Source organism: Streptomyces carminius, from assembly GCF_002794255.1.
GTDB classification, from domain to species: Bacteria; Actinomycetota; Actinomycetes; order Streptomycetales; family Streptomycetaceae; genus Streptomyces; species Streptomyces carminius.
This window is the reverse complement of sequence record NZ_PGGW01000007.1, coordinates 39483-61082: the sequence shown is the minus strand read 5'-3', so window position 1 is coordinate 61082 and position 21600 is coordinate 39483. Positions and strand designations below refer to the sequence as shown.

At 68.3% G+C, this 21600-nt stretch carries 14 protein-coding genes and 2 pseudogenes; 8 read left to right on the top strand and 8 right to left on the bottom strand.

From position 1 onward, the window contains the following. Window positions 1-192 precede the first annotated feature (192 nt). Both CUT44_RS00800 and CUT44_RS00795 read right to left on the bottom strand, forming a co-directional pair. Window positions 193-574: pseudogene (locus tag CUT44_RS00800) on the bottom strand (helix-turn-helix domain-containing protein); the annotation flags it as partial. A gap of 36 nt (window positions 575-610) precedes the next feature. Continuing rightward, on the bottom strand, window positions 611-943 hold the full coding sequence (locus tag CUT44_RS00795) for a glyoxalase superfamily protein (protein WP_100200133.1): 333 nt from the start codon (window positions 941-943) through the stop codon (window positions 611-613). 538 nt (window positions 944-1481) lie between these two features. On the opposite strand from CUT44_RS00795, the gene CUT44_RS00790 reads away from it, so the two are divergent. Beyond that, window positions 1482-1823: a hypothetical protein gene (locus tag CUT44_RS00790; protein WP_146252151.1), complete on the top strand. Its 342-nt coding sequence runs from the start codon at window positions 1482-1484 to the stop codon at window positions 1821-1823. On the opposite strand, the gene CUT44_RS00785 is transcribed toward CUT44_RS00790, so the two are convergent. Next, window positions 1820-2452, bottom strand: a complete 633-nt coding sequence (locus CUT44_RS00785; RefSeq protein ID WP_100200141.1) for a VOC family protein — start codon at window positions 2450-2452, stop codon at window positions 1820-1822. The genes CUT44_RS00790 and CUT44_RS00785 overlap by 4 nt on opposite strands. A 379-nt stretch (window positions 2453-2831) precedes the next feature. Here CUT44_RS00785 and CUT44_RS32940 point away from each other — a divergent pair, with 379 nt between their 5' ends. The 4 genes from CUT44_RS32940 (at window position 2832) to CUT44_RS00765 (ending at window position 5978) form a co-directional block, all read left to right on the top strand. Continuing rightward, the gene (locus tag CUT44_RS32940; protein ID WP_158239548.1) at window positions 2832-2984 is read left to right on the top strand and encodes a hypothetical protein; all 153 of its coding nucleotides are present in this window, start codon (window positions 2832-2834) and stop codon (window positions 2982-2984) included. A gap of 192 nt (window positions 2985-3176) precedes the next feature. Beyond that, window positions 3177-4718 carry a helix-turn-helix domain-containing protein gene (locus tag CUT44_RS00775; RefSeq protein WP_100200130.1) on the top strand — a complete coding sequence of 514 codons (1542 nt, stop codon included), beginning with the start codon at window positions 3177-3179 and terminating at the stop codon, window positions 4716-4718. After that, window positions 4718-5293, top strand: coding sequence for a transcriptional regulator (locus tag CUT44_RS00770; RefSeq protein ID WP_100200129.1), 576 nt, complete (start codon window positions 4718-4720; stop codon window positions 5291-5293). The genes CUT44_RS00775 and CUT44_RS00770 overlap by 1 nt, the downstream gene beginning before the upstream one ends. Before the next feature lie 364 nt (window positions 5294-5657). Further along, entirely contained in the window at window positions 5658-5978 is a 321-nt protein-coding gene (locus CUT44_RS00765) for a hypothetical protein (protein WP_100200128.1), read from the top strand. Between the two features lie 129 nt (window positions 5979-6107). Here the strand turns inward: CUT44_RS00765 and CUT44_RS00760 are convergent, their stop codons facing one another. From CUT44_RS00760 to CUT44_RS00740, 5 genes and pseudogenes are all read right to left on the bottom strand, one after another. Then, window positions 6108-8081, bottom strand: coding sequence for a hypothetical protein (locus CUT44_RS00760; protein WP_146252150.1), 1974 nt, complete (start codon window positions 8079-8081; stop codon window positions 6108-6110). A 149-nt stretch (window positions 8082-8230) separates the two neighbouring features. Continuing rightward, window positions 8231-10201, bottom strand: a complete 1971-nt coding sequence (locus tag CUT44_RS00755; protein ID WP_146252149.1) for a hypothetical protein — start codon at window positions 10199-10201, stop codon at window positions 8231-8233. 32 nt (window positions 10202-10233) lie between these two features. Further along, window positions 10234-10890 (bottom strand): hypothetical protein, encoded by a 657-nt coding sequence (locus CUT44_RS00750; RefSeq protein WP_199185532.1) that lies wholly within the window; start codon window positions 10888-10890, stop codon window positions 10234-10236. A gap of 354 nt (window positions 10891-11244) precedes the next feature. Next, a pseudogene (locus CUT44_RS00745) lies at window positions 11245-12452 on the bottom strand (helicase associated domain-containing protein); the annotation flags it as partial. Window positions 12453-12524: 72 nt separating this feature from the next. Then, window positions 12525-17213, bottom strand: a complete 4689-nt coding sequence (locus CUT44_RS00740) for a P-loop NTPase family protein (RefSeq protein WP_100200125.1) — start codon at window positions 17211-17213, stop codon at window positions 12525-12527. A 198-nt stretch (window positions 17214-17411) separates the two neighbouring features. On the opposite strand from CUT44_RS00740, the gene CUT44_RS00735 reads away from it, so the two are divergent. From CUT44_RS00735 to CUT44_RS00725, 3 genes are all read left to right on the top strand, one after another. After that, window positions 17412-18530, top strand: a complete 1119-nt coding sequence (locus CUT44_RS00735) for a tyrosine-type recombinase/integrase (RefSeq protein ID WP_233221060.1) — start codon at window positions 17412-17414, stop codon at window positions 18528-18530. A 210-nt stretch (window positions 18531-18740) separates the two neighbouring features. Beyond that, window positions 18741-21032, top strand: coding sequence for a tyrosine-type recombinase/integrase (locus CUT44_RS00730; RefSeq protein ID WP_100200124.1), 2292 nt, complete (start codon window positions 18741-18743; stop codon window positions 21030-21032). Beyond that, the gene (locus tag CUT44_RS00725; RefSeq protein ID WP_199185530.1) at window positions 21029-21586 is read left to right on the top strand and encodes a DUF6262 family protein; all 558 of its coding nucleotides are present in this window, start codon (window positions 21029-21031) and stop codon (window positions 21584-21586) included. Before CUT44_RS00730 ends, CUT44_RS00725 begins: the two co-directional genes overlap by 4 nt. Window positions 21587-21600 lie beyond the last annotated feature (14 nt).

Below are 21600 nucleotides of genomic sequence, written 5' to 3'. Positions count from 1 at the left end.
TGGAGGCGTGCACGGCGCCTTGCCGGGTGGCCAGCAGCACGCGCATGGTCTCGCGTTCTCCGCGTTTGCGGGGCTGGATGACGTGCTCGGTGGCCGGCGCCGCGCGGGCCGCGCGGATGGCGTCGAGCATGTCCGTCTTACGTCCGCCGCGGACTGGAGGGCGCTTGGGGCGGCAAACCTGATGACGCGTTCGCCGGCGGCATTGAGGAAGTCGGCCAGTTCGGTCAGGCTCCAGGCCGAGAACGCCAAGGCCATGCTCGGCCGGCCTGGCCTTGGCGATCCTCTCGGTCTCGCGCCTGTCGGGCCGGGTGAAGGTCTTCGGCCTGCTGCCCTTGTGCTTGGGGTAGAGGGAGGTGAAGCCGTCGGTGTTGAAGTCGTGGATCACGTCGCGGACCCGGTCGGGACTGGTGAAGGTCACCTCGGCGGTCTTCGTCACCGGCATGCCCTGTGCGGACAGCAGTACCGTCTGCGCCCGCCGCCAGGTCACCACCGTCCCGGTCCCGCGGCGGGCGATCCGCAGCAGCCGCCGGCCCTCGCCGTCATCGGTCTCACGAACCCGTACTCGCTCAGCCACCAGCACAGCTTCCCTGCCGCGCGCTGCCGGCGAGTGTCATTCCGTCGGCGTGCCGATCCGAAGCCGGTTGCCGTCAGGGTCGCGCAGCTCGACCTCACGCGCCCACGGAGCGTTCCTCGCCTGCACACCGAACTCGGAGGCGATGGCCTCGACATCACGAACGCGGAGGTAGACCAGCGTGTCGGGGCGGGCGTCACCCTTGTGCTCCGACAAGAACAACCGCACCCCGCCCCGAGCGATCTCGACGAACGCGGGAAGTCCTGGTGCGAATCGGTGCTCCCACTGCTTGGTGAAGCACAGCCGCTCGTACCACGCGACCGCCGCAGCAGCGTCCTCGACGCGAAGAATGGGAATGACTTCCTCGTCCATGGCGCCATCGTCGCAGACCGTCCAGGGCGAACGTTGCCTGATGCGGCACTGGCTCGGCGCGGACGTGGCCGGGTACAGCCGCCGCTCCCGGCCCGGACCGGTCCGACGGGCCGTACCGCCGCGCTCCGGTGTTCCTCCGGAGGTGGCCACTCAGGCGCGCAGCGTCAGCGCGTAGTGCTCGCGCAGCGCCTCCAGGCCGCCGACCTCGATGCTGGCATCCTCCAGCAGTGAGGCCGTCGCCCCGACGGGCATGGATTCAGCGCCGGGGGACAAGCGTCCCTGAAGGCTTCGTCGGTGGCGCGCATGATCAGCATGTACTTCACGATGCTGTCTCCCCGGGTATCCGGGTTCCTGTCTCGGACCCTCTCACCCACAGGCCGAACGGGGCCTGCCGCGGATCGACACGGCCGCCGATCGACGGTGATCCCGCCACCTCCCACACAGCAGGAAAAGCCCCCTGTGAGGCCCTCCGGCTCGTCATGCCCCGCCAACCACGTCACCGGCCGGCAGGACGCCGGCTCGGGCATACCCTCCTCACGTGAGCGGCCACGAAAGCCCGGCGCACCTGGAGTGGTGGGCCAACCCCTCAAGCTGTCTGGTGCGCACCCCGGTCAGGATCACGACCGCACCCGACGGCGGAGCCTGGAACGCAACCATCCTGCCCGACCTCGGCCGCCGGGCCGGAGACGACCTCCGACTCCTCATCGACCTCATCGGTGCCGACCCGGTCTTCACGCTCCGCTTCGAGGACGGCAAGGTCGCCGAGGTGGTCGTGGAACGTCCCGAAGATCCAGAACGTCTGCGTCTGGAAAGCCCCGCGGGGACCCGGTGGGTGGCAGCTGTGACCAGCCCACCGCACGATCGGCCGGACAGGTTCTAGGCGGGGGTGGGTGTGGCCGGTGCGGGTTCCCAGACGAATCCGTCCGGGTCGGTGAAGGTCCCGGTGGTGCCGCCGAGCACGATCCGGTGTGATCCGCCGCCTTCCTCTGGCACGCCGAGGGTCTTGGCCAGGCCCCGGCGCTTGTACAGCGCCAGCTTGACGGAGCCGGGCCGGTCGGCGGCGAACTCGGTGTACTTGCCGCCGAAGCTCTTCGTCACGGACAGGCCCTGCCCGGTGTAGAACTGCCTGCTCGCCTTGACGTCCTCGGCTCCCAGCAGGAGCACGAGGTCGTCGATCTTCCTGGTGGCGGGGCCGGTGTTCTTCTTCGACGAGGTGGTGACCTGCCAGATCGTGCCGTCCGGGGCCTGCAGGATGCCGCCGTAGCCCCACAGGGACTTCGCCGCCGGCCGCAGCGGTGTGGCACCGGCGGTAAGGGCGGAGCCGATGAAGCCGTCGACATCGGCGGGCTGGGAGACGATGACCGACATCGAGAATCCGCGGAAGCCGGTGGTCGGCGCGTCACAGGCCCGCAGGCGCACCTGCGGGCCCAGCCCGAAGGCGGCGGTGTAGAAGCGCTCGGCGGCCGCGGGGTCACCCACCTCGAGGGTGACGGATACCAAAGACGTCATGACGATCACGCTAGCCGCAGCTCGCTCACCGGGGCTTCTCCAAACCTGCCCGATACCAGCACCGTCACCTACCACGTCAGCCCCACCGCGGTGACCGCCGCGCTCTTCGTAGCGCTCGATTACCAGGAACTGCCGTTGACCGAGCCGGCCGAGCCGGGTGCCGGGGGAGAGGCTGGCGTTCCAAGGCGGCGGTACGGCGAGGTCGCCCCCGGGTGTCTTGGTGGGGCTGTTCCCCGATGTTGCTGCTCGCCGGGGTCACCACACCGCTGCCTGCTCTGGGCCTCTACGCGGTGTCGGCCGCGGTGTGTGGGTGTCCGCAGCGGGTGTCGCGCGTAGCGCGTTGTACGTCGTTCTGGTGCCCCACGAGGATGCCGTCACGGTGGCGCTCGAGTACTCCACGGGCCTGTTCGAGTACGTGGCCGTCGAGGCATGGGCCGGGGGCATCTGGCTGTCGGGCGGGGTGGTGCAGGCTCCTCTGGTCCTTGCTGTCTGGTCTGCTGACGAATGCGGTCCGGAGCTTCGCCGGCCATGACTACCCTCGCGCCATGCTGGTGGGTGTTGATCTCCCCGGGCGCGGACTCGGTCCGTCTGGGCAGGGAGCGGGCGCCTTGAGCCGTTCGGCGCCGTGCGCGGCGCGCGGGAACCATACCCTCGCTCTCGCACCATGCCAGAATCCGGCCCGTATATGTCGTTTCCACAGCCAGGAGAACGCTAGTGTGGTGCCATGGCTGAGGACATCGACGGTGTGGAAGCCCTGCTGGCGGAGGCGAAGTTGGCGGCGGCTTTCGCCGATCCGGCGGAGCGTGTCCGGCTGCGGAAGGCGGCGGGTCTGTCGCTGGAGCAGGTGGCCAGGGCCGTGGGGGTGGGGCGTCAGACGGTGGCGAACTGGGAGAGCGGTGTCATGCCGTCCTCGCCGTCGAGGGGGAAGTACCTGCGGCTGTTGGAGGGTCTGGCTCAGATTCACCCCGCCCCGTCGACACCGGCCGCCGGCCGCCCCCACCCCGCCACGTCCGGCGTCACCGCGGCCCCTGCCGCTCCCGCCCCCGCAGGGCCCGTCCCTGGCTCGGGGCCTGCCGGTACCGCTCCCGCTCAGGCCCCCGTGCCGGAGTCGGAGGCCACCGCGCCCGCACGGTCTCCGGCCTCCGCCGGGTCCCGCCGCGCTCCTGCCCGGCTGTCCCCGCACTCCGCTGCGCCGGAGCGGTACACCGAGAGCCCGGTGGCGAAGGCGGCCCGCGCCGGGCATGCCCGCCAGCAGGCTCGCCGTCGTACCTCTTCCGCGGAGCAGGTGCGCGCCGAGCTGCGGGAGACCATCGCCGCCACGGTGGAGGCGGAGCTTCAGCGCGCGGGCGGAGACGCGGACGCCGCCACACAGGCGCTGATCAAGCGGGCGATTCCGGACGTGATGGGCCTGTTCGCCCGGACCCGGGCCGGGGCCCGGTATGAGTACACCGCCTATCCGGCGCTCCCGCCGGTGTTGCGCAAGCCGAGCAAGAAGGACCCGGATCTGATCTGGGAGGCCCGCCCGTCCTGGCGCCACCCCGGCTACCGCCGCACCCCCGACGGCGAGCTGACGGTCACCGCGCTGGATGTGAACGCCGCGTACCTGTCGGCGATGAAGACGCATCTGCCGATCGGCAGGCTGGAGCACTCCACCGGCGCCGCGCACGACCGCAAGCGCGCCGGGGTGCACCTGATCACCCCGCCCACCTGGGACCACCGAGATCTGCCCAGTCCGCTGGGGGACCGGGAAGAGACCGGGCCGCTGTGGGTGACCGAGCCGACCCTGCGGCTGCTGCTGCGGATCTCCGGCCCGGCCCACCGGCTGTGCGAACCACCTCAGATTCACGAGTCCTGGACGTCGTCCGCGACGGAGAATTTCCTCGACGCCCTGCGCCAGCTCCTGGCCGCCGCCCGCGAAGACGCCCTCCAGGTGGGGGACGACATCACGCTTACCTATGTGAAGGCGATGTACGCCAAGTTCGTCTCCACCTTGGGGGAGTCCCCTCACAATCGGGAGATCGTCCGCCCGGACTGGGCGCACCTGATCCGCTCCCAGGCCTTCGCCAACCTGTGGGGCCGCGCCTACAAGGCCTACCAGGCCGGCCTGGTCGTCGTCTGCGCCATCGGCACCGACGAGCTGCATCTGGCCGGCGGCGACTGGCACCACCTCTGGAGCGAGGGCCGGGGGCTGGGGGAGATGAAGGTCAAGACCGACCGCGACGGCGCACCCGCCCTCTACACCGTCACCGCCACGGGGGGTCGCTGATGGCCGGCCGCTGGATGCGCCTGGGTCTGTACGGCGCCGACGGCATCCCCGGCGCCGACGCCCTCGGGGCGGGCATTGAGCGCATGGTCACCGGCATCACCTCCCCACCCGACACCCAACGCGGCGTCGCCGCCCGCCTGCGCTACCTGACCACCTCCCCGGCCGGATACGCCGCCATGGACCGCGCCGGCCTCGCCGTCACCGCCCGCACTCTGTACGCCTGGCTGGCCGAAGAACGCCTCCCCACCCCCGCCAACCGCCGCAAACTCGACGACGCGTACTGGGACCTGCGCCGCCGCAACGTCGCCGCCGATCTCAAACGCCGCCTGAAGGCCGGCGGCGGCACCCGCATCGAGATCGACCCCGCCGACCAGACCCGCGTCCCCGCCCCCCACCGCCGGGACGTCCAGGTACGCCGCCTGACCGTGCGCCCCCGCATCTGGGAGGCGGCCGTGGACGCCTGGCTCGCCGACGACCACGAAACCCTGGACACCATCTGGGACGACCTCATCCACGACCTCGGCTCCGACTACGACGCCTACTCCTACGTCTCCTCCGTCGGCTGGAACGCCTGAACCCACCAGCACCACCGACGGGACCACCCGGAACCAACCCCGCCACCCCAAAGCCCGCGAGACATCACATACGAGAACCACAGCAGCCCCACGAGCCCGACGAGCACCCGGGAATCGTCCAGGCTTGCCGGTGACCTCGGCCAGGAGCCGGCAGTGGCAGCTGCTCGCCGTGTGACGTGCACGAAAAACGTAGAGCCTCACAAGCTAGCGGCACGCGGCCACCGACTGGACAGGCACGCCGATTCGCTTGATAGATGGGTTTGAACCCGCAGGCCCTGTAGGACGGCCTGTTGCATGGAGCAGCGCACCTCTCGTGCGGCGCAGACGCTTGGAATCGCAAGAAGTTCTGTCTACAAGGAGCAACATGCCGACCATCACCGGCGCAGGCAGCACAGCACCCGGCCAGAACTGGCAGACTTACAACGACGGCCCAGGCATTTACCTGGACGTCAACACTGTCAGCGCTGGCTTCAGTACAGCCCTGGGCACCCCCGTGTACACCATCTCCCTCGGCGGCAACGAGAGGATGTGGTACCTGGCTGGCTCGTCATCCGTCTACGCACCGACCGTGACGGGATTCCGGGTCTACCTGCGGAAACTTTCGTTGGAGGAGCCAGCGCTCACCGTCAGCGACGCGCAGCAGTGGAATCTCCACGTCAACTGGATCGGGGCACAAACCCTTTAGACCAAGACCGGGACCAGTAGCTGCGACTCCACCGTCGAGCGGAGCGTCTGGCTGACCATCCCTGCCTTCCGTCGGGGCATGCTCGGTCGGCTGCGTGGTTGGCCGGGGCTGCCGCGCCTGTGCCGCCCGTCAACGCGTCGACGAGCGCGTTACGCGTAGTGCGCTCGGGGTTGGTCGTGCCGTCGGAAGGACGCCGGCCACGATCAGGCGGGGGATTTCCGTCGTGCTCCGGGCGTGCCGGATGATCCAAATGCTGTCATCAATGTCGCGGTATCCGGCGGAGTGGTCACTGGCGTCGCCGACGAGGAGCAGGGCGAAGGGCGGCCCGGTAGCGGTGTAGTTAGCGGCCTGGGCGAGGTAGTCCCGTTCGACAGTCTCATGGGTCTTCCACCGCGTGGTGCGCCATTTGATTTCAGCGACGAAGCGGCTCGCGGGATCGGGCGTATAGATGACATCTGCACGCCCGCCTGCGACGTCCCACTTCTCCCGTGTCACGGTGCCTGGCGGGAATAGGGGACTGATGTGCTGGTGGAAGTCGTCCTGGAGGTGTTTCTCGTTCCATGCTGCGACGGTGCCATCCGCGTTCTTGCGCGCCGGCCCGAGGTAGGCGGTGCGCTCGCCATAGAGGTTGGCCTGGGCATCGAACCGGTCGTAAAGGAATCGCAGAAAGTGCTCCAGCAGGGGGGTGAAGTAGTGGCTGTCGCGCGGCTTCCAGGCCGGGCTGGTCTTCAGGATGTCGAGCAGGGTCTCCAGGTGGGCGTCCACACGGGCGTTGCCCGTAGGGCTGTAGCCCTTGGCGAGTTGGTAGGCGAGCTGCTCGAGCCGGTCGAGCTGGTGAGGGTCGAGGTCGTCGCGTAGGCCGGTGGCGTCAGAACGGAAGAGCGCGGCAAGTGCGGGACGACCCTCCAGGGCTTTTCCCGGCACCGCCTCCTGCCGTGCCGTTTCACCAGCCGGTTGCTGGCGTCGCCGGTGTACGGCGTCGCACAGCGTCTGGGCGTCGGGGTGGTCGGTGAACTGGGGGTCGTGGGCGAGTGCTTGCTCGAGCTGGTGCAGCAGGCCTTGGCTGCGAATGAACGGCGCTTCCACGGCCGGACTGATCAGTGCTGTGAGTCCCGGGGAGTCACTGGCGGGGGCGTGGATGCTGCGACTGGCGAGGTAGATCTGCAGGAGGTCGTTCAGGGCGTCGGGGGGGTTGTACCAGCTGGGCTGGTCCAGGTAAGCCTGGGCTGCGTTGAGGGTGGTGACGAGCTTCGACCAGGCGCTTTGGGTCAGGCTCCGGGCGCTGAGCCAGTCGAGCTGGTGCATGCGGCTGGTCCAGGCGGCGAGGTGCGCGGCTGTGGTGTCCAACTGGTCGGCTGCGTCGGTGAGCCGTTGCCGGGCGCTGTTGTCACCCGTCGGATTCTGTTCCAGGTCGGCGAAAGCGAGGACGGCTTCGATGGCGGCGGCGTGGGCGCGGGCATCCAGGCGTGCCTCGTGTGTGCGGTCGAGCTCGGCGAACCGCATCAGGGCCCGCCGCAGTCGTTCGTCGGCGGTGGTGCGGTCGGCGGCCTCCAGAGCGGTTCGCTCGTCGGCCATGGCAAGTTCGAAGCTCGCGTCGGCTCGGGTCGCCGGGTTCAGGTCGGGTTGATTCTCCAAGGTGTTGAGGACGTTGAGGAGGTGGTCGGTATCGGAGAAGTGGTCGCGGGCGATGCCGATCAGAATCGGCAGACGGTCCAGGGCGTCGGCAGGCTCCGTGCCGGTGATCTCGGTGAGCAGCGCGAGCAGACGGTGCGGGGAGCCTCCCGCTACCGCCAGGCGCAGTAGGCCGGCGATCGCGGGCTGGGCGAGGGCGGGGTCGCAGTCGCCAGCGAGCGCGTCCTCTGCGAGCGTGGCCAGATCTCGTACGATCCGGTTGCCTAGCCGGGCGGCGAGCTCTGGCCGGGTACACACGACGTCGAGCGCGTCGGCGAGGACCCACGCCGAGTGGGGTTGGCGCAGGCCCCGAGCCGCAGCCGTAAGCAGGGGCGCAGCCTGGTCGGCCGGGATGGTGTCGAGGCCGTGAGCCAGCGCGGTGAGAAGATAGGGCAGCTGAGGCCCGGCGGCCAGCGTGTCCGCCTCGGCCACGACGGCGTCTGCTCCACCGAAGTCCTCCAGGCGGGGTCCGGCGTCTAGTTCTTCATCGCTCGCCCGGCTGGCCCACTCCTGGAGAGCCTGGTCCACGCTCGGAGCCACTGTCCTCTCCTTTCTGTTGGGCGGCGCCGAAAGCGAGCAGCTTAGAACAGGTGTTCACTGTCGTGGGTGATGATGTGGTCCTTGGGTAGCAGGCCTTCGACCAGGTCCGGCTGGGCGGTAGTAAAGACGACCTGAAGTTCGGGCAGTTCGCGCGTCAAGGTCTGCAGTTCGCCGATCAGCCTACGGGCGGCGTCGGCCGTCATCTCCTCGGCGGCGATGGAGTCGATGAACAAGATCCCGGGGTGGGAGTCGATGTGCCGGGCGGCGCCGGCCCGCAGCAGGGCGATGACGGTGGCGACGCGCATGCGCAGGCGGTCGCCGCGGCTGAGCTTCTTGAAGGGGTGCTTGATGCCTTCTTTGACGGGGTTGACGTTTCCATTGCGCTTGAGCGCGACGGAGTTCAGGTGCTGCACGCCGAACTGGTCGGAGAGGCTGATGATCTCGGTGTCCATGGTCGGGAAGAGGTAGTCCGCGGACGCCTTCACGGTCGCCTCCACGAGCTGGTGCACCGTGCTGAGGACGTCTGGGGCGACGGAGGCTGTCGGCGTGGCCGGGGGCGCGGTGCCGGTCGCGGCCAGCCGTCCCTTCAGCTCTGCAGCCATCAGCTCAAGTTCACGAAGCCGCACATGGGCGGGGGAAGCGGCGAGGGCGCTGCTCACGGCCTCGGTGGCCTGCTGGTGCGCGGTGACAGCGGCGTCCGCGGCGGCCTGTACGGCAATGTGGTGGGCTGCCGCGGCGGACTCGGCTTCCTTTGCGGCGGCGATGTCGGTGGTGAGCTGCTCGAGTACGGCTTCGGCGATGTCCTCGGCGACCTCGGGCAGGGGGCGTGTGCACACCGCGCAGGTGGCCCGGTCCCGTTCTGCTGCCCGGCGCTCGTCACTGACCGGCTCTTCGCAGCGCGGGCAGCAACTGGGATTGAGACGTCCAAGCACCCGGCGGGCCTGCCATGTCTCCTCAGCGTCGAGCTGGGCCTGTTCGGCGCTCACACGTGCAGCAGTAGCATCGGCCAGGCTCTGCGCGGCATCGTTCAGGCTCAAGCGGAGTCGATGCAGTTCTTGTGCTGCTTGGTCCGCCCGCTGCAGCAGCGGGGCGATGTCGGCCTCGGGAGCACCGCGCAGCTCCTGGATCTCCTGCTGCAGCAGCTCCAGCTGGACCTGCCACTCGGCACGCTCGGTCGACCGCGCGTGCAGATCTCCTTCTGCCCGGCGTTGCGCCTGTCGCGTGGCTTTTGCCCGGCCCTTCACCGCGACGGACAATTGGGCGTGGGCAGTGCTGTAGGGGATGTCGACGAACAGTTCCAGCAGCTTGGCCGGCAGGCCGGGCGCACTCACGTCGCCCAGGAGCAGTTCGTCACCGCCGGCGTTGAGGTAGCACGCTCCGAAGTAGGCGGGCCATCCGTGAACCTGGGGCGCTCCCTCTCCGTCAGCGCCTCCGGTGGCGCTCCACAGACTGGTCCGCTCCATCCGTAGGGCATCCAGGAAGAAGGAGCCGATCACGCGCTCGACATCGTCGGTCCCGGAGCCCTCGGCGACAAGGCGCAAGGGGTTGTCATCTGCGGCCGCCAACAGGGCCTGGACGGTATCGGCGGTCAAGATGTCGACGCTGATCGGGGGAAGCAGACCGGGGATCTGTTCAAGAGTGATCCGAGTGGGTTTGCCAGCCACCACGAGGTCCAGACGCAGCGTGCGCACCCAGGATTGGACGCCCGGTGGCAGATCGCGCGGTGCGCCGCGCAGCGGCCAGACCAAAAACTCCAGCAAGCTGGTCTTCCCAGCGCTGTTCGACGGGTGCACGATGGCCCAGACTCCCGGCTCGAAGGGCCAGTCGATGGTGAACGGCTCGCCGTTGTACTTGGTCCCGTCGACTCGCAGGCGCAAAATGCGCAGACGCCGGTCCGCGGGTGCTGGCGTCGACAGGGCGATGTTGGCCTCGGCAAGGGACCGCTCGACCTGGTGCTTGGCGACGTCCAGTCGGGCGGCGGCTTGGGTCAGGAGATCGTCGGCGGTGGGCACAACCGGTGGCGTAGCCACAGGGTCTGGCCTAGTCACGACGCCTCCTGTCCGTCGGCTGGTGTAATGGCCTGCGGGGGTGCGGCGATGGCCCGCAGCGCCCGCAGCCTGGCCCGCGCCTGATCAGTGATCGGGGTGATGTATGAACCGATGGGGGTGTCGGCGTAGTCCCGCAACAAGTACTGGCGTTTCTTCAGCTGTGACCCTCCCAGCCCGTCAACCAACGCCACCACCTGCTTGGTCCGCTCCACGTACCAGGCCAGCGCTGGGGCCTCTACGACGATGTTCACGGCAAGCGTGCGGCCCGCTTGCAACAGGTAGTAGCGGTGCTCGGCGACCTTCCGTTCCCGCAATACCTGCGTCTTTTTCAGCAAGCCCCGTTCGACCAGTACCGCGAGAGCGTCGTCGAGTTCCTCGAAGGCGCCGAAGCGGTGCCGCAGCATCGGGAACCGACGCAGGTCTGGCTCCTCGGAGGAGAGGATGTCCTCGGCCAGATCAAGCAGTGCCGGCTCATCCGGAGCCTTCTCGTACTCCATCATCAGCTCATAGGCCAGGTAGTCGGGATAGCGCACCCAGAAATCGAGCTTTTGCAGCCGCACCTGCGCGCGGACCACACCCACGCACCCGGTCGGCACCTCACCGTCCACACCGGGTCGCGGTTCATGAGCCGCCGCATTGATCAGCAAGAGCATGCGCACCGCGTCCTGCCACCGGCTCGCCCGCCGGATTCGCGATCCGCTTGTCATTCATCCCCCTCAGGCCCGTTGCCCCCTTGACCGCCCGGCGGCCCGCACATGCGAAGCACGCGCCCTCATGGCCCACTGGAGAGAGCTGGCAACGACCTTCTCTTAGCTTCGTAACCTTCTGCACACGCAGCGTAAAGCAGGCACGATCATTTCGTCGACAGTGCGGACAACGTGGATCATCTCAACGGAGGCAGCTCTCGCCATTGCGGCGAGACAGTACGAGACCCCGGGCATCCGCGGCCCGGGGTCTTTCTGTGCTCTGAGATGTCCGACCGGTTCGACGACCCGCCGACGGGAGCGTCATGCCCACTCCACGCCGAGCTCCCGCAACGCGTCCAGTTGTTCCTGGTCGAGCTTGTCGCGCCTGGACTTGGTGTTGGAGACCCATACGCCCAGTTTCACGGGCACCGGCTCCGTCTCGTCGTCGACGGCGATCTCCTCGGCGTGGCCGCGCGGCACCGGCCTCTCGCCTTTCCGCTCCACCCACTGCGTGAGGGCCGTCAGACCCTGCTGGAACGCGTGCTGCGCCTTGCTCGGAACCCCTTTTCGTCGCACGCCTGGTGCTGGGGCGGGAGACGGCGCCTCCAGCGGCTTGACGCCCGGCGTGGACAGCTGTTCCTGCTGTTCGGGCAGGAGCCGCGCCCACGTGGCCGGCTGCTTCTGCTGCCGGAGCCACTTGCCCATGTCATCGCCATCCATTAGCACGCCGGGCGGGATCTCGGGCAGGCCGCCGTCGGCTTCGACCAGGTTGGCGAGGGCGCGGTAGCGCCGCTGCCAGTCCAGCGGCCATTCGCAGTTCCAGTCCGGGTCGATCGCGGTGAGCTGCGCCGCGCGCTGCTCCGCCCGCTTCGAGTCCTTGCCCAGGCCGTCCTTCCAGCGGAGGTTGGCCATGTGCTGCCCGACAGACACCATTGCCTCGCCCTCGTCCCAGACGGTGTCCTGCGCGGGGCGAGGTGCCCGTGGGCGCGCCGGTAGGACCTGAGCGCGGCGAGTTTGGTTTCCCAGGTTTCTTCGCCGGGCTCCCAGACCATGCCGGTCTCGGGCGGGTCGAGGAGCTCTTTGTGGTGGGGGTCGGGTTCGTCGGTGTGCAGGGTTTTGCGTTGCTGGTGGATCCACCGCCCGAGTGGGGAGTCCTTGGTGACGCCGACCTTGGTCTCGGTGTCGTACGGGACGGCGTACAGGCCGGTGATCTCGTTCTTCCTGCGCCAGCGCAGCAGGGCCTGGTAGCCCTCCGGCCAGGCCAGGGATTCGGGCCGGTGGACCCGGTTGCGCAGGAACGCGGCGATGGTTGCGGCGTGGTGCGGGCTGGGGATGTGCAGCAGCGCGGACTCGGCAGCAGTGTCTGCGCCGTCGTCGTGCTCCTGGTCCTTGCCGTCGCTCTGGCCGCCGGCCGTGACGATCCGCCCGTCTTCGTCGCGTCTTACGTGGACTGTGCGCTTGCCGCTGGTGAGGGCGCGGGAGGCGAGCTGCTCGACCAGGCGCTCATCGTGGCTGCGCAGGCTCTTTATCTATTGCTGGTGAAGCGGTGGGTACGTTTGGCGTGGTTCAGGGGCGGCCGTCATGAAGGTGCGGGGGAGCGATTACCGGAAGACCTGTTCGATACCGAAGACGAGTTTGTGGGCTTGCGGCCATCCGGCGTCGATGAAGGCGTCGCAGATCTGTCGTAGGGCGGTGAGGTTGTCCGGGTCGCGGAGGAGGCTGCGGTGGTCGGCGAGGATGCGTTCCACGAAGGTGACGCAGGTTCCCACGCCGAGGGTGTCTGCGGTGTAGCCGCTTTGGGCCCCGACCTGGGTGACGATGTCGCGGACGGTCAGGAGCGTCTGCTGTGGGCGCTGATCGATCATGCGTTCAGACATCTCGGCGAGGTGGTGGGCGATGCCCGCGACTGGGGTCGCTGATAGGAGCTTGATCAGTGGCTCGGCTTCGTCGACGAGTCTGACCTCCGGTTTGGTCGGGGGCGTGCTGTTGGGGCCGCCGCCGCTGGCGAAGTAGATCTGTGACGCGACGTTGTCAAGGAGCCTGACAGTGTTCTTGAGTTGCTCCCGCTCAGCGTCGGTAAAGGCCTGTTGCTGAGCCAGAGCGTGGCGGGTTCTGTCGAGGGCTGGTTCGGTGAGTTGCTGCATGAGTGTGAGGGCACGTTGCCGGACAGTGTCGTTGTCGTGGGTGAGGGCTCCGGAGTCGCGCAGTTGGTGGAGACAGTCGGCCCAGGTGCCGTCGTCTAGCCAGCTGGTGATCATGCTGGTGAGGGCCGTGCCTGCTTCGGGCATCGCCTGGTGGACCCATAGGAGTCCGGCGGCGGTGGCGCACGCGGAGGCGGCGGTCTCGCGGCCGGGGTGCGGGGTTGCACGTTCCATGACGGTGGTCAGGACGGAAGCGCCGCGTTGACGGTCACTCATGCGGAAGCAGGCCGTGGTGACTGCGGCGGCGAGTACAGCGTCGTCGCCGTCCTGCGCGGCGAGGCGCTCGAGAATCTCCCACGCTGTATCCGTGTCGCTGACCGCTACGAGCGGGGTGAGGCGGGCCACTGTGTGCCTGATGGCTCCAACGGGGTCTTCTGCCAGTGCGAGCAGCGCTTGTGCGACTTCCGGGCCGTACTGCGCTGGGATGTGCGCGAGTTGGCCGAGGCCGCGAGCTGCATCGGCTCGGGGGCCCTGGGGGAGGAGCAGGTCGAAGTTGGCGTTCTCCGGGGTGGGCTTCGGCCGAGGGCTCTTTGCCGATGCAAGAAGGATGGAGCGTGCGTGGGTCCAGATCGCTGGCGGCGTTTCTGTACTGCGGGTCCAGATCTCCGCAGCCCGGGCAAGAGCGTCCTCCGCCTGCGCACGGATGAGGGAAGACTGCGTCTGCTGCAGGGCTGCTTCCAGCCTGGTAGCAGTACGTTCGGCGGATGCTGTGTCTTCCGGTGTGGCGATGCCGTTGAGGTAGGTGCTCGCGAAGCTGCTTAGGATCGCGATGAGCTTGCCCAGCTCGGCATCCGCAGGGTCCTCCTCCCCGGTTTCGGTTGGCTCCGCAGCAGGCCAGGGCAGGCGCTCAGCGGCGGCATCGGTGTCTCGTGCATTCTTGTCCGTCATCAGTGATGGATCGGTGACGTGTTCCACGGAGAGCGCGTCGACGAGCAGCTGGTACCGGCGGGTCTGCGCCTGGCTCCCCTCCTGGGAGGTGTCTGGCCTGAGCGGGATGATCGCTGCTTCCAGGCGGGCAGCTTCGGCAGGCGCAAGTGTGGGATGCAGCGCGCCGATCAGCTCGCAGACGGGCCCGAGCAGATCCGGGATGAGCAACTGCGTCACGACGTCGGCCGGCTCGCGGACCAGGGAGGCTGCCAGTGCCGGGTTGGCGGCCGCCGCACGCAGGGTGCGTCGCCATACGACACCCGTCTGGGGAGCCGAGGCGAGCGCCTCGCACACCGCCTGCGCCTCAGTGGCGGTGGCAGTGGCGGCGAAGTCCTGATACGCGTCGAGGAGGGCCGACGGGTCATTGCGCGTGTAGCTGGAGCCGAAGTCCCACGTGCGTGAGTCGTCCTTGATGACCACGAACGTGCGGCCCCCCAGGACAGCCGAATGCTCGGGTAGATCTTGGCCAGTGCTGGTGAGGTGGGTAAGGATCGCCAGAGCACGTGGGAGATCCGAGCGCAGGACGGTAGGGAAGCGGTCGGTCAGGGGGTACTTGGCCGCGTCGAAGTCCTGCCGGCGATTGGACACGAGAGTCAGCACGGAGCCGCTGCCCATCTGGGTGTCGGCCGAGGACGTCTCGGTGTGGCCCAGCACGGCCAGGTAGAGGTCTTCTATGAGGCCAGGCAGGAGATCCAGCACCTCGGAAACCTTGCTGGTCAGGGAGAGGAGGTCGTTGTAGCCGCGCTCTTCGAGCTGAGGCGACTCCACAGCGCGCCTGAGCAGCGTCTCGGTCGCGGTCAGGTCACTCGCTGCAGTCTGGATCACCGCTGTGATGGCCAGCCGGGAAGCAGAGGCTGGAGGCTGGGTCCACAGATATTCCAGCAGGCGCCGCGCTGCCAGTCCGCAGAGTCGCAGCTGCTGTTCGTTCAGCACCGCCCGATGGGATGCCAGGTCGGTCACCAGAACACCCAGCGCCGGGAGGGATCGGGCAGGTGTCCGGGAGAGGCGTTCAGCAACTTCGGCCCAGACACCTGGATGCTGGAGGCTGTCTTCCTTCAGCTTGAGGGAGACGGCGATAGCGATCGCTGCGAGTACTCGCTTCGCTCCTTCCTCGGCGCGTGGAGCCGGTGAGAGCAGCGGTTCCAGGTCTGCTGCCTGATCGCAGTCGTCCGTGACGACGTCTGCGAGTGCGGTGGCTGCCATCCCGGGTGCGGGCAGTGTCATCAGGGCCAGAGCGAGTGAGCAGAACATGCCGGGGTCTCGCGCCCAGGCCGTCCGGAGGTACATGTCGATGCTGGGTCGGGCGAAGAGCAAGAGGTCGGGATCGGCGTCCAGCCGCTCCTGCAGCCCGTCGAGGGGCTGGGTGAGGTAGGTGACGGCCACGGCGTAGTCGAACAGCACGTGGTGCGCGAATTGCAGGGGACCGTTGGCCGTCGGACCCATGATCGTCGGAGCTTGCGTGAGGACCGAGCTGGAAAGGAGGGCCCGCAGGACGTCTGACGCTGCGGTGTCGCCCTCCAAGATCTTCTGGGCGGGGACGGCCAGTCGTCTCTCCTGTACCGCGGCTGCACACAAGCGGCCGAGGAGGGCCGTTTTCGCGATGCCCTCGGTTCCCCGGGTGACGCGCGCCTCCCAGTAGCGCTCCAGCAGGTCCAATCTGCTGTCGACTGTGCGTAGCTGTGTTGCTGCTGCGCCATCCAGCAGGAGTTCGGCAGCCAGGCGCAGGTTGAACGGATTGCGCATCAGCCGTCGCTGTTGGTCGAAAGCCTGGCTGAGAAGGTCACGCAAGGCGGGGAAGAGGTCGGTGACCTGGGCGACCTCTTCGTCCGTCAGATCACCCACCTGTACCGACCCGTCTGGAAAGAGGGCGCGCAGCTGGGGGGAGTGTTGTAGGTCCCAGGTGCGGATGGAGGCGACCACCTGCCAGTTCGGCAGCCGGCGGTTGACATCCGCGATGATTGACCGCCACAGCTCGGTGGAGGCATCGACGCGTGCGGCATCCAGGGCGTCGATAGCCAGGAGACCGGTGCTGCCGGGCTGCCACTGCTCAAGAACGTCGACGAGCGGGTGCTGCAGGTCGAGTTCCGCTTGGAGCATGCCAGGACTCCGGGCATCCACGCCGGCTACGGACAAGAAAAGTACGGGCCGACCCGCTGCAATGGCCCCCCGGGCCAACTCGTGCATCACCACGGTCTTTCCCGCACCCGGCTCGCCAGCCACGAGGACCGAGTCCTCCTGGGACGTCGCTCCGATGCCTGTGACCGTGCGTGCAATGGCCACAGGCCCCTGTGGCGTGGGGACGGTGGTGAGGCCATGGCCCAGCTGATCGAGGGTGTCCTGCGTGGTCCTGACCAGGCAGTGAACATCCGAGGTGAAGTCTCGGATGGTGGCCAGCGCGATGCCAGCTGATGACAGCGCCTGCTGCAGCTGCCTCATATCGGCACCGGAATGATTGATGGCCAGCTGCGCACAGGCACTGAGCAGCACGTGCCACGCCGCGTCCGCTTGGCCGGGATCAGTGATCACGGACGCGCGCAGCGTCCGGAGGGCCTCCCGTTCCTCCAAACCGCCCTGCTCGACGTCCAGGACCCATACGTGGCAGCAGGCGAGGAACGTCCTCAGCTCTGCAGCTGAGGGCATGCCGCCGCGCTGCTTCGCCCACTCCCGCATCGCGTGAGCGATGAACTTGTTGTAGGCATCAGTCTGGTCACCGTTGAAGACAAGCGACGCCACGCCTTGCTCGGCAGGAGCGTCACGGAGACGATCAAGAACTTCCGCGAGGTCCTTCCTCACCGGCTTTGAGGCATCACGTGAGGTGACGAGTACCAGCCGGTCTTGCTCATGGCCCGGCATGAGGTGCTGCTGAACGAACTGCGTGACGGTCTTGCCGAGTTCACTGTCCCGCGCCTGAGACAGCGTGATTGATCGCTTAGCTTGGATGGCTAGTGTCCGGCCATCGGAGGTGTGCACTCGGCAGTCGTCGACGGGTTCGCCGGTTTCGCAGGCAATCCGTTCCACAGTTCCGGTCCACAGCCCCTGGACGCCGGGGGAGGCGGAGGCCGCTACAGCGGCGACAGCCAGCCAGGCGGCCACGCGGTGCTGGTAGTCGAAGCCACCTGCCCCGGCGCTGCCCCCGGCGTCTGCCCGTGCTGCCTCACTCACCGCGGCTCTCCTCGCTCACGCCTACCTGCAGGCTCAGACACATCCATTATCTCGGGGGAGTGTCACGGATGAGGGATGTTTGTTCTGGTTGTCGCCTGCGGGGATGGTGCTGATCGGAGTGCGGTACGCGCCGCTGGGCGTGGTGGTTGTGTTTGTTACGTGGATGCCGACTTTGTGGCGGAGCGTGCTGTTTCTCCCGTGACCGGTGTGGTGCGGTGGGTGGTGGTCGACGCCGGTTCGTTTGATCTGCAGACCGAGGCGGTGGCGTTCCTGGCGTCGTTGCGGGCGCGGGGGTGTTCGCCGAACACCGAGCGCGCGTATGCGGGGCGGGTCGCCCTGTACTTGAGTTACTGCCGGGTGCGGCGGCTGGACTGGCGGATCCCCGGCTTCCTGGATCTGGCCGGGCTGCAGCGGTGGCTGGTCGAGACCCCTGTCCAGCACCGGGTCGGCCAGGCGCGGCCGGGTCCGGCCCGTTACCGCTCCCGGGGAACGGCGAACGCGATCATGACGGTAGTGGGGGAGTTCCTGCGGTTCGGCGCTGCGCACGGCTGGGTGCCGGCCGACACGGCTGGGCTGCTGTCGCAGCCGAAGTTGCTGCGTTTCACCCCGCCCGGCTTCGATACCGGCGAGTCGGGCCGGCGGCGCCCGGTCGAGGTAGGCGTGTTCCGCTTCAAGGTCACCGAGCCGGGCTATGAGGACCTCAGCGGTGAGCAGATCCGCCGGATGATCGATGCGGCTCCGAGTGCCCGGGACCGTTTCCTGATCGCGCTGCTGGCGTGTACGGGGCTGCGGATCGGCGAGGCGCTCGGGCTGCACCGCGGCGACATGCACCTGCTGGCCTCCTCCCGCGCTGTGGGCTGCGGCATCGAGGGCCCGCACGTGCATGTCCGCCGCCGCACCGACAACCCCAACCATGCTCTGGCGAAGTCCCGGCATCACCGCTTCGTGCCGGTCACCGCCGACCTCGTGGCCCTCTACACCGACTACCAGTACGAACGCGACGATGTGTCCGAGGCTGCGGAGTCGGAGATGGTCTTCGTGAACCTGTTCCGCCAGCCGCTGGGCCGGGCGATGTCGTACCCGAATGCCAAGGAGATGTTCGACCGCCTGGCCCGCACCGTCGATCATGCGTGCCGTCCGCACATGCTGCGTCACTCGGCGGCGACCCGCTGGCTGCGCGACGGCGTCGACCGCGACGTGGTCCAGCGGCTCCTTGGTCATGCTTCCCCGTTGTCGATGGAGCGCTACCGGCACGTCGACGACGTCGAAGCACGGGCAGCGGTTGAACGCGTCGGCTCCCTGAGGGAGTACCGATGAGCATCGTGCCCGCTCTCTCGCGGCTGCCCGCACCGCGCACCGAAAACGCGGAGGAACTCGGCAACGGGGGGATGGGCTGCATGGCTGCGAGGCCATCTGGATCCCGTCTGGCGGACGAGTGAATGGCGACAGGACTGCTGGCTGTTCACCGGCAGCGTCCACGAGCCGCGCAGCTCGGTTGCGCTGTGCCGTACGGAGGCGTGCGACACCGTGGTCTCACCGGCCAACATCTTCTGCCCTTTCTGCAAGGAGGAGCAGAAACGGTCACCGTTGCCCGACGCGGAGTTCGCGCGGGCCTTCGTACCGGTGCGCAATCGGGTCCCTTTCGGCGGTGTTCCGGAGCAGTGCCGCTTCACGAAGGACGGGCAGCGTTGTGTCCGGCCCCGCCACTGCAAAGAACTGTGCGCCACGCACTACACGAAGTGGAAAACCCACACCACCCGCAACGCCGCTGGCCGGTGGGAGGACACCGCCGTCCCCTACACGGATGTTCCCGTCTGCCCGGCTCCCGCCTGCCCGCTGCCGGGCCTGTACGGCCGGGGCCTGTGCCGTCACCACGCGCAGCGCTTCCGCGAGCACCGCCGTACCCACCCAGACGCGGACGTGGCGCCGTGGGCGGCTCAGCAGCCCCCATACCTAGCCTCGCACCAGTTCAGCCTTCTACCGCTGCCCGAGCTGCTGCGCTGGGAGGTCCTCTACGGCCTGCAGCAGGTGGACCCGTGGCTGCGGATCTTCGAGCCTCCGCAGGTCCGCCGCATGGTCCGGGACCTGGCTAAGACCGGCACGCTCATCGGCGACATCACGGACCAGCAGATGTGCCCTCGCTCCACTGTCGCGGTCTTGCGGATGCTCGGCCGCGTGCGTACGGCGGTCCAGGCGGGGCACGCGCAGTACACCGGCACCGCGCCGGCGCAGGACGACGTCCTGGACCTGCGGGCGCTCGGTCAGCGCTCCCGCACCCCGGCCGGCATCCGCCACCCCAAGACCGTTGACCTGCGCACCATCCGGCAGCCGTGGCTGCGCGGCCTGCTGCGCACCTGGACCGTCCAGCAGCGCCCTGACGCGGACGCGTTCGGCCGGACCCTGCGCGGCGTCGAGCTTGCCTCCCGGGCTCTCGCTTCACGGCCCGGAACCGACGACCCTGCCGGCTTGCGCTACGACGACGTCACCGCTGTGGTCGAAGCGTTCCGCACCGCACTGAAGCTGGACGGCGAACCGGCCGGGTGGAACTACCGCATGTCCATCGCCAGCCACTTCTTCGCCTTGATCGACTACGGCCGACGCTCAGGCACCGCTGGCACCCTCTCGGCCGCCTTCGTCCGTGACCCCGCCCTTCACCGCATCCCCGAACAGGAAACCAACGAGGACGAGATCGGCAAGGCGATCCCCGAACCGGTGATCCGTCAGCTCGATGCCCACCTCGACCTCCTCGGCCTGGGGCGGGCCCGCGGCCAGCGCTCCCTCGCCGCCGACGACCTACAGTTGATGTACCGCACGCTGTACATCCTGCTCAAAGACACCGGACGCCGGCCCCTGGAAGTCTGCTCTCTGCCCCGCGACTGCCTGGAAACCCGCAACGACCAGATCTCTCTGGTCTGGAACAACCACAAGGCCCGCCGCCACCGCAGGCGTCTGCCCATCACCACGCCCACCGCCCACGCCATCCGCACCTGGCAAGAACGCCGAGAGCAGCTCCACCCCAGCCTTCCGCCTGCGGGCGCCGACTACCTCTTCCCAGCCCTCACCCACCTCTCAACCCGCCCCTACCTGCACACCAGCTACCTCAGCGAGACCCTGCGCCACTGGGTCGACTCCATCCCCCACCTGCACGCAGAAGGCACAGACGCACAGGGCAATACGCTGCCCTTCGACCGCACCCTCATCTACGCGTACGCCTTCCGCCACTCCTACGCCCAACGCCACGCCGACGCAGGGACCCCGCTCGACGTCCTGCGCGAATTGATGGATCACAAGTCGGTCAGCACCACCCAGCGCTACTACACCGTCTCCCTGAAACGAAAACGCGACGCCGTCACGAAGCTCGCCGCCCACGTCGTCGACAACCACGGCTGCCCCAGGCCCAGCTCCGAGGCCGCCTACGAACTGCGCTCCGTCGCCGTCCCCTACGGCGGATGCACCGAACCCAGCAACGTCAAAGCCGCAGGCGGCTCCTGCCCCATCCGCTTCCAGTGCGCCGGCTGCGGCTTCTACCGCCCCGATCCTTCCTACCTCCCGGCGATCGAACAGCACATCAACGAACTACGCGCCGACCGCGAAACAGCCCAGGCCATGGACGCCGCCGAGTTCGTCATCAGCGCCTTCACCGCCCAGATCACCGCTTTCGAGCAGGTCACCGACCGCATGCGCCGCCGCCTCGCCGCACTGCCCGCCACAGAACGCCAGGAGATCGAGGAGGCCAGCACCATCCTGCGCAAAGCCCGCGCTGGCAACACCCACGCCCTCCTGCCGCTCACCGTCGTCTCCAGGACCGACCCGGCATGAACCCCAACGGCAACCCGCACACCCTCGCCCAGGCCCGCCGCCGCGCCAGCCTCGACAAACGCCAGCGAGCCCTGACCGCACTCACCACCCTGGAACAGCAGGGCAAGAAAATCACCCACGCCGCGGTCGCCCGCACTGCCGGCGTCTCCACCTGGCTCACCTACACCGAAGGCATCCGCGAGCACATCGAAGCCGCACAACAACGCCAGCACACCACCACCCCCTACGCCCGTACCCGCAGCACCACCGCCACGTTGCGCACAGAACTCGAGCTCGCCAGACAAGAAATCCGGACTCTGAAAGAAGACAGAGACCGGATGCGGCAGGCCATTCAACACCAGCTCGGACAGCAACTCGACACCCTCGACACCAGGTACCTGACCGAACGCATCGACGAACTGACCCGGAACAACCAACGGCTCGAAGACAGCCTCCAACAGGCCACCGACGACAACCACCGGCTCCACGCCCGCGTGGGCACCCTAGAAACAGACCTGGCGGCAGCGCGTACCAGCCTTCGACGGATGATCCGAGAGGAGAACACGAACCGCTGAGGACGCCAGGCGCG

Bases quoted from the DNA above. Each gene is read 5' to 3' on its own strand.
- CUT44_RS00795 (WP_100200133.1), bottom strand. From the start codon at position 943: ATGGACGAGGAAGTCATTCCCATTCTTCGCGTCGAGGACGCTGCTGCG.
- CUT44_RS00785 (WP_100200141.1), bottom strand. From the start codon at position 2,452: ATGACGTCTTTGGTATCCGTCACCCTCGAGGTGGGTGACCCCGCGGCC.
- CUT44_RS00775 (WP_100200130.1), top strand. From the start codon at position 3,177: ATGGCTGAGGACATCGACGGTGTGGAAGCCCTGCTGGCGGAGGCGAAG.
- CUT44_RS00770 (WP_100200129.1), top strand. From the start codon at position 4,718: ATGGCCGGCCGCTGGATGCGCCTGGGTCTGTACGGCGCCGACGGCATC.
- CUT44_RS00765 (WP_100200128.1), top strand. From the start codon at position 5,658: ATGCCGACCATCACCGGCGCAGGCAGCACAGCACCCGGCCAGAACTGG.
- CUT44_RS00750 (WP_199185532.1), bottom strand. From the start codon at position 10,890: ATGCTCTTGCTGATCAATGCGGCGGCTCATGAACCGCGACCCGGTGTG.
- CUT44_RS00725 (WP_199185530.1), top strand. From the start codon at position 21,029: ATGAACCCCAACGGCAACCCGCACACCCTCGCCCAGGCCCGCCGCCGC.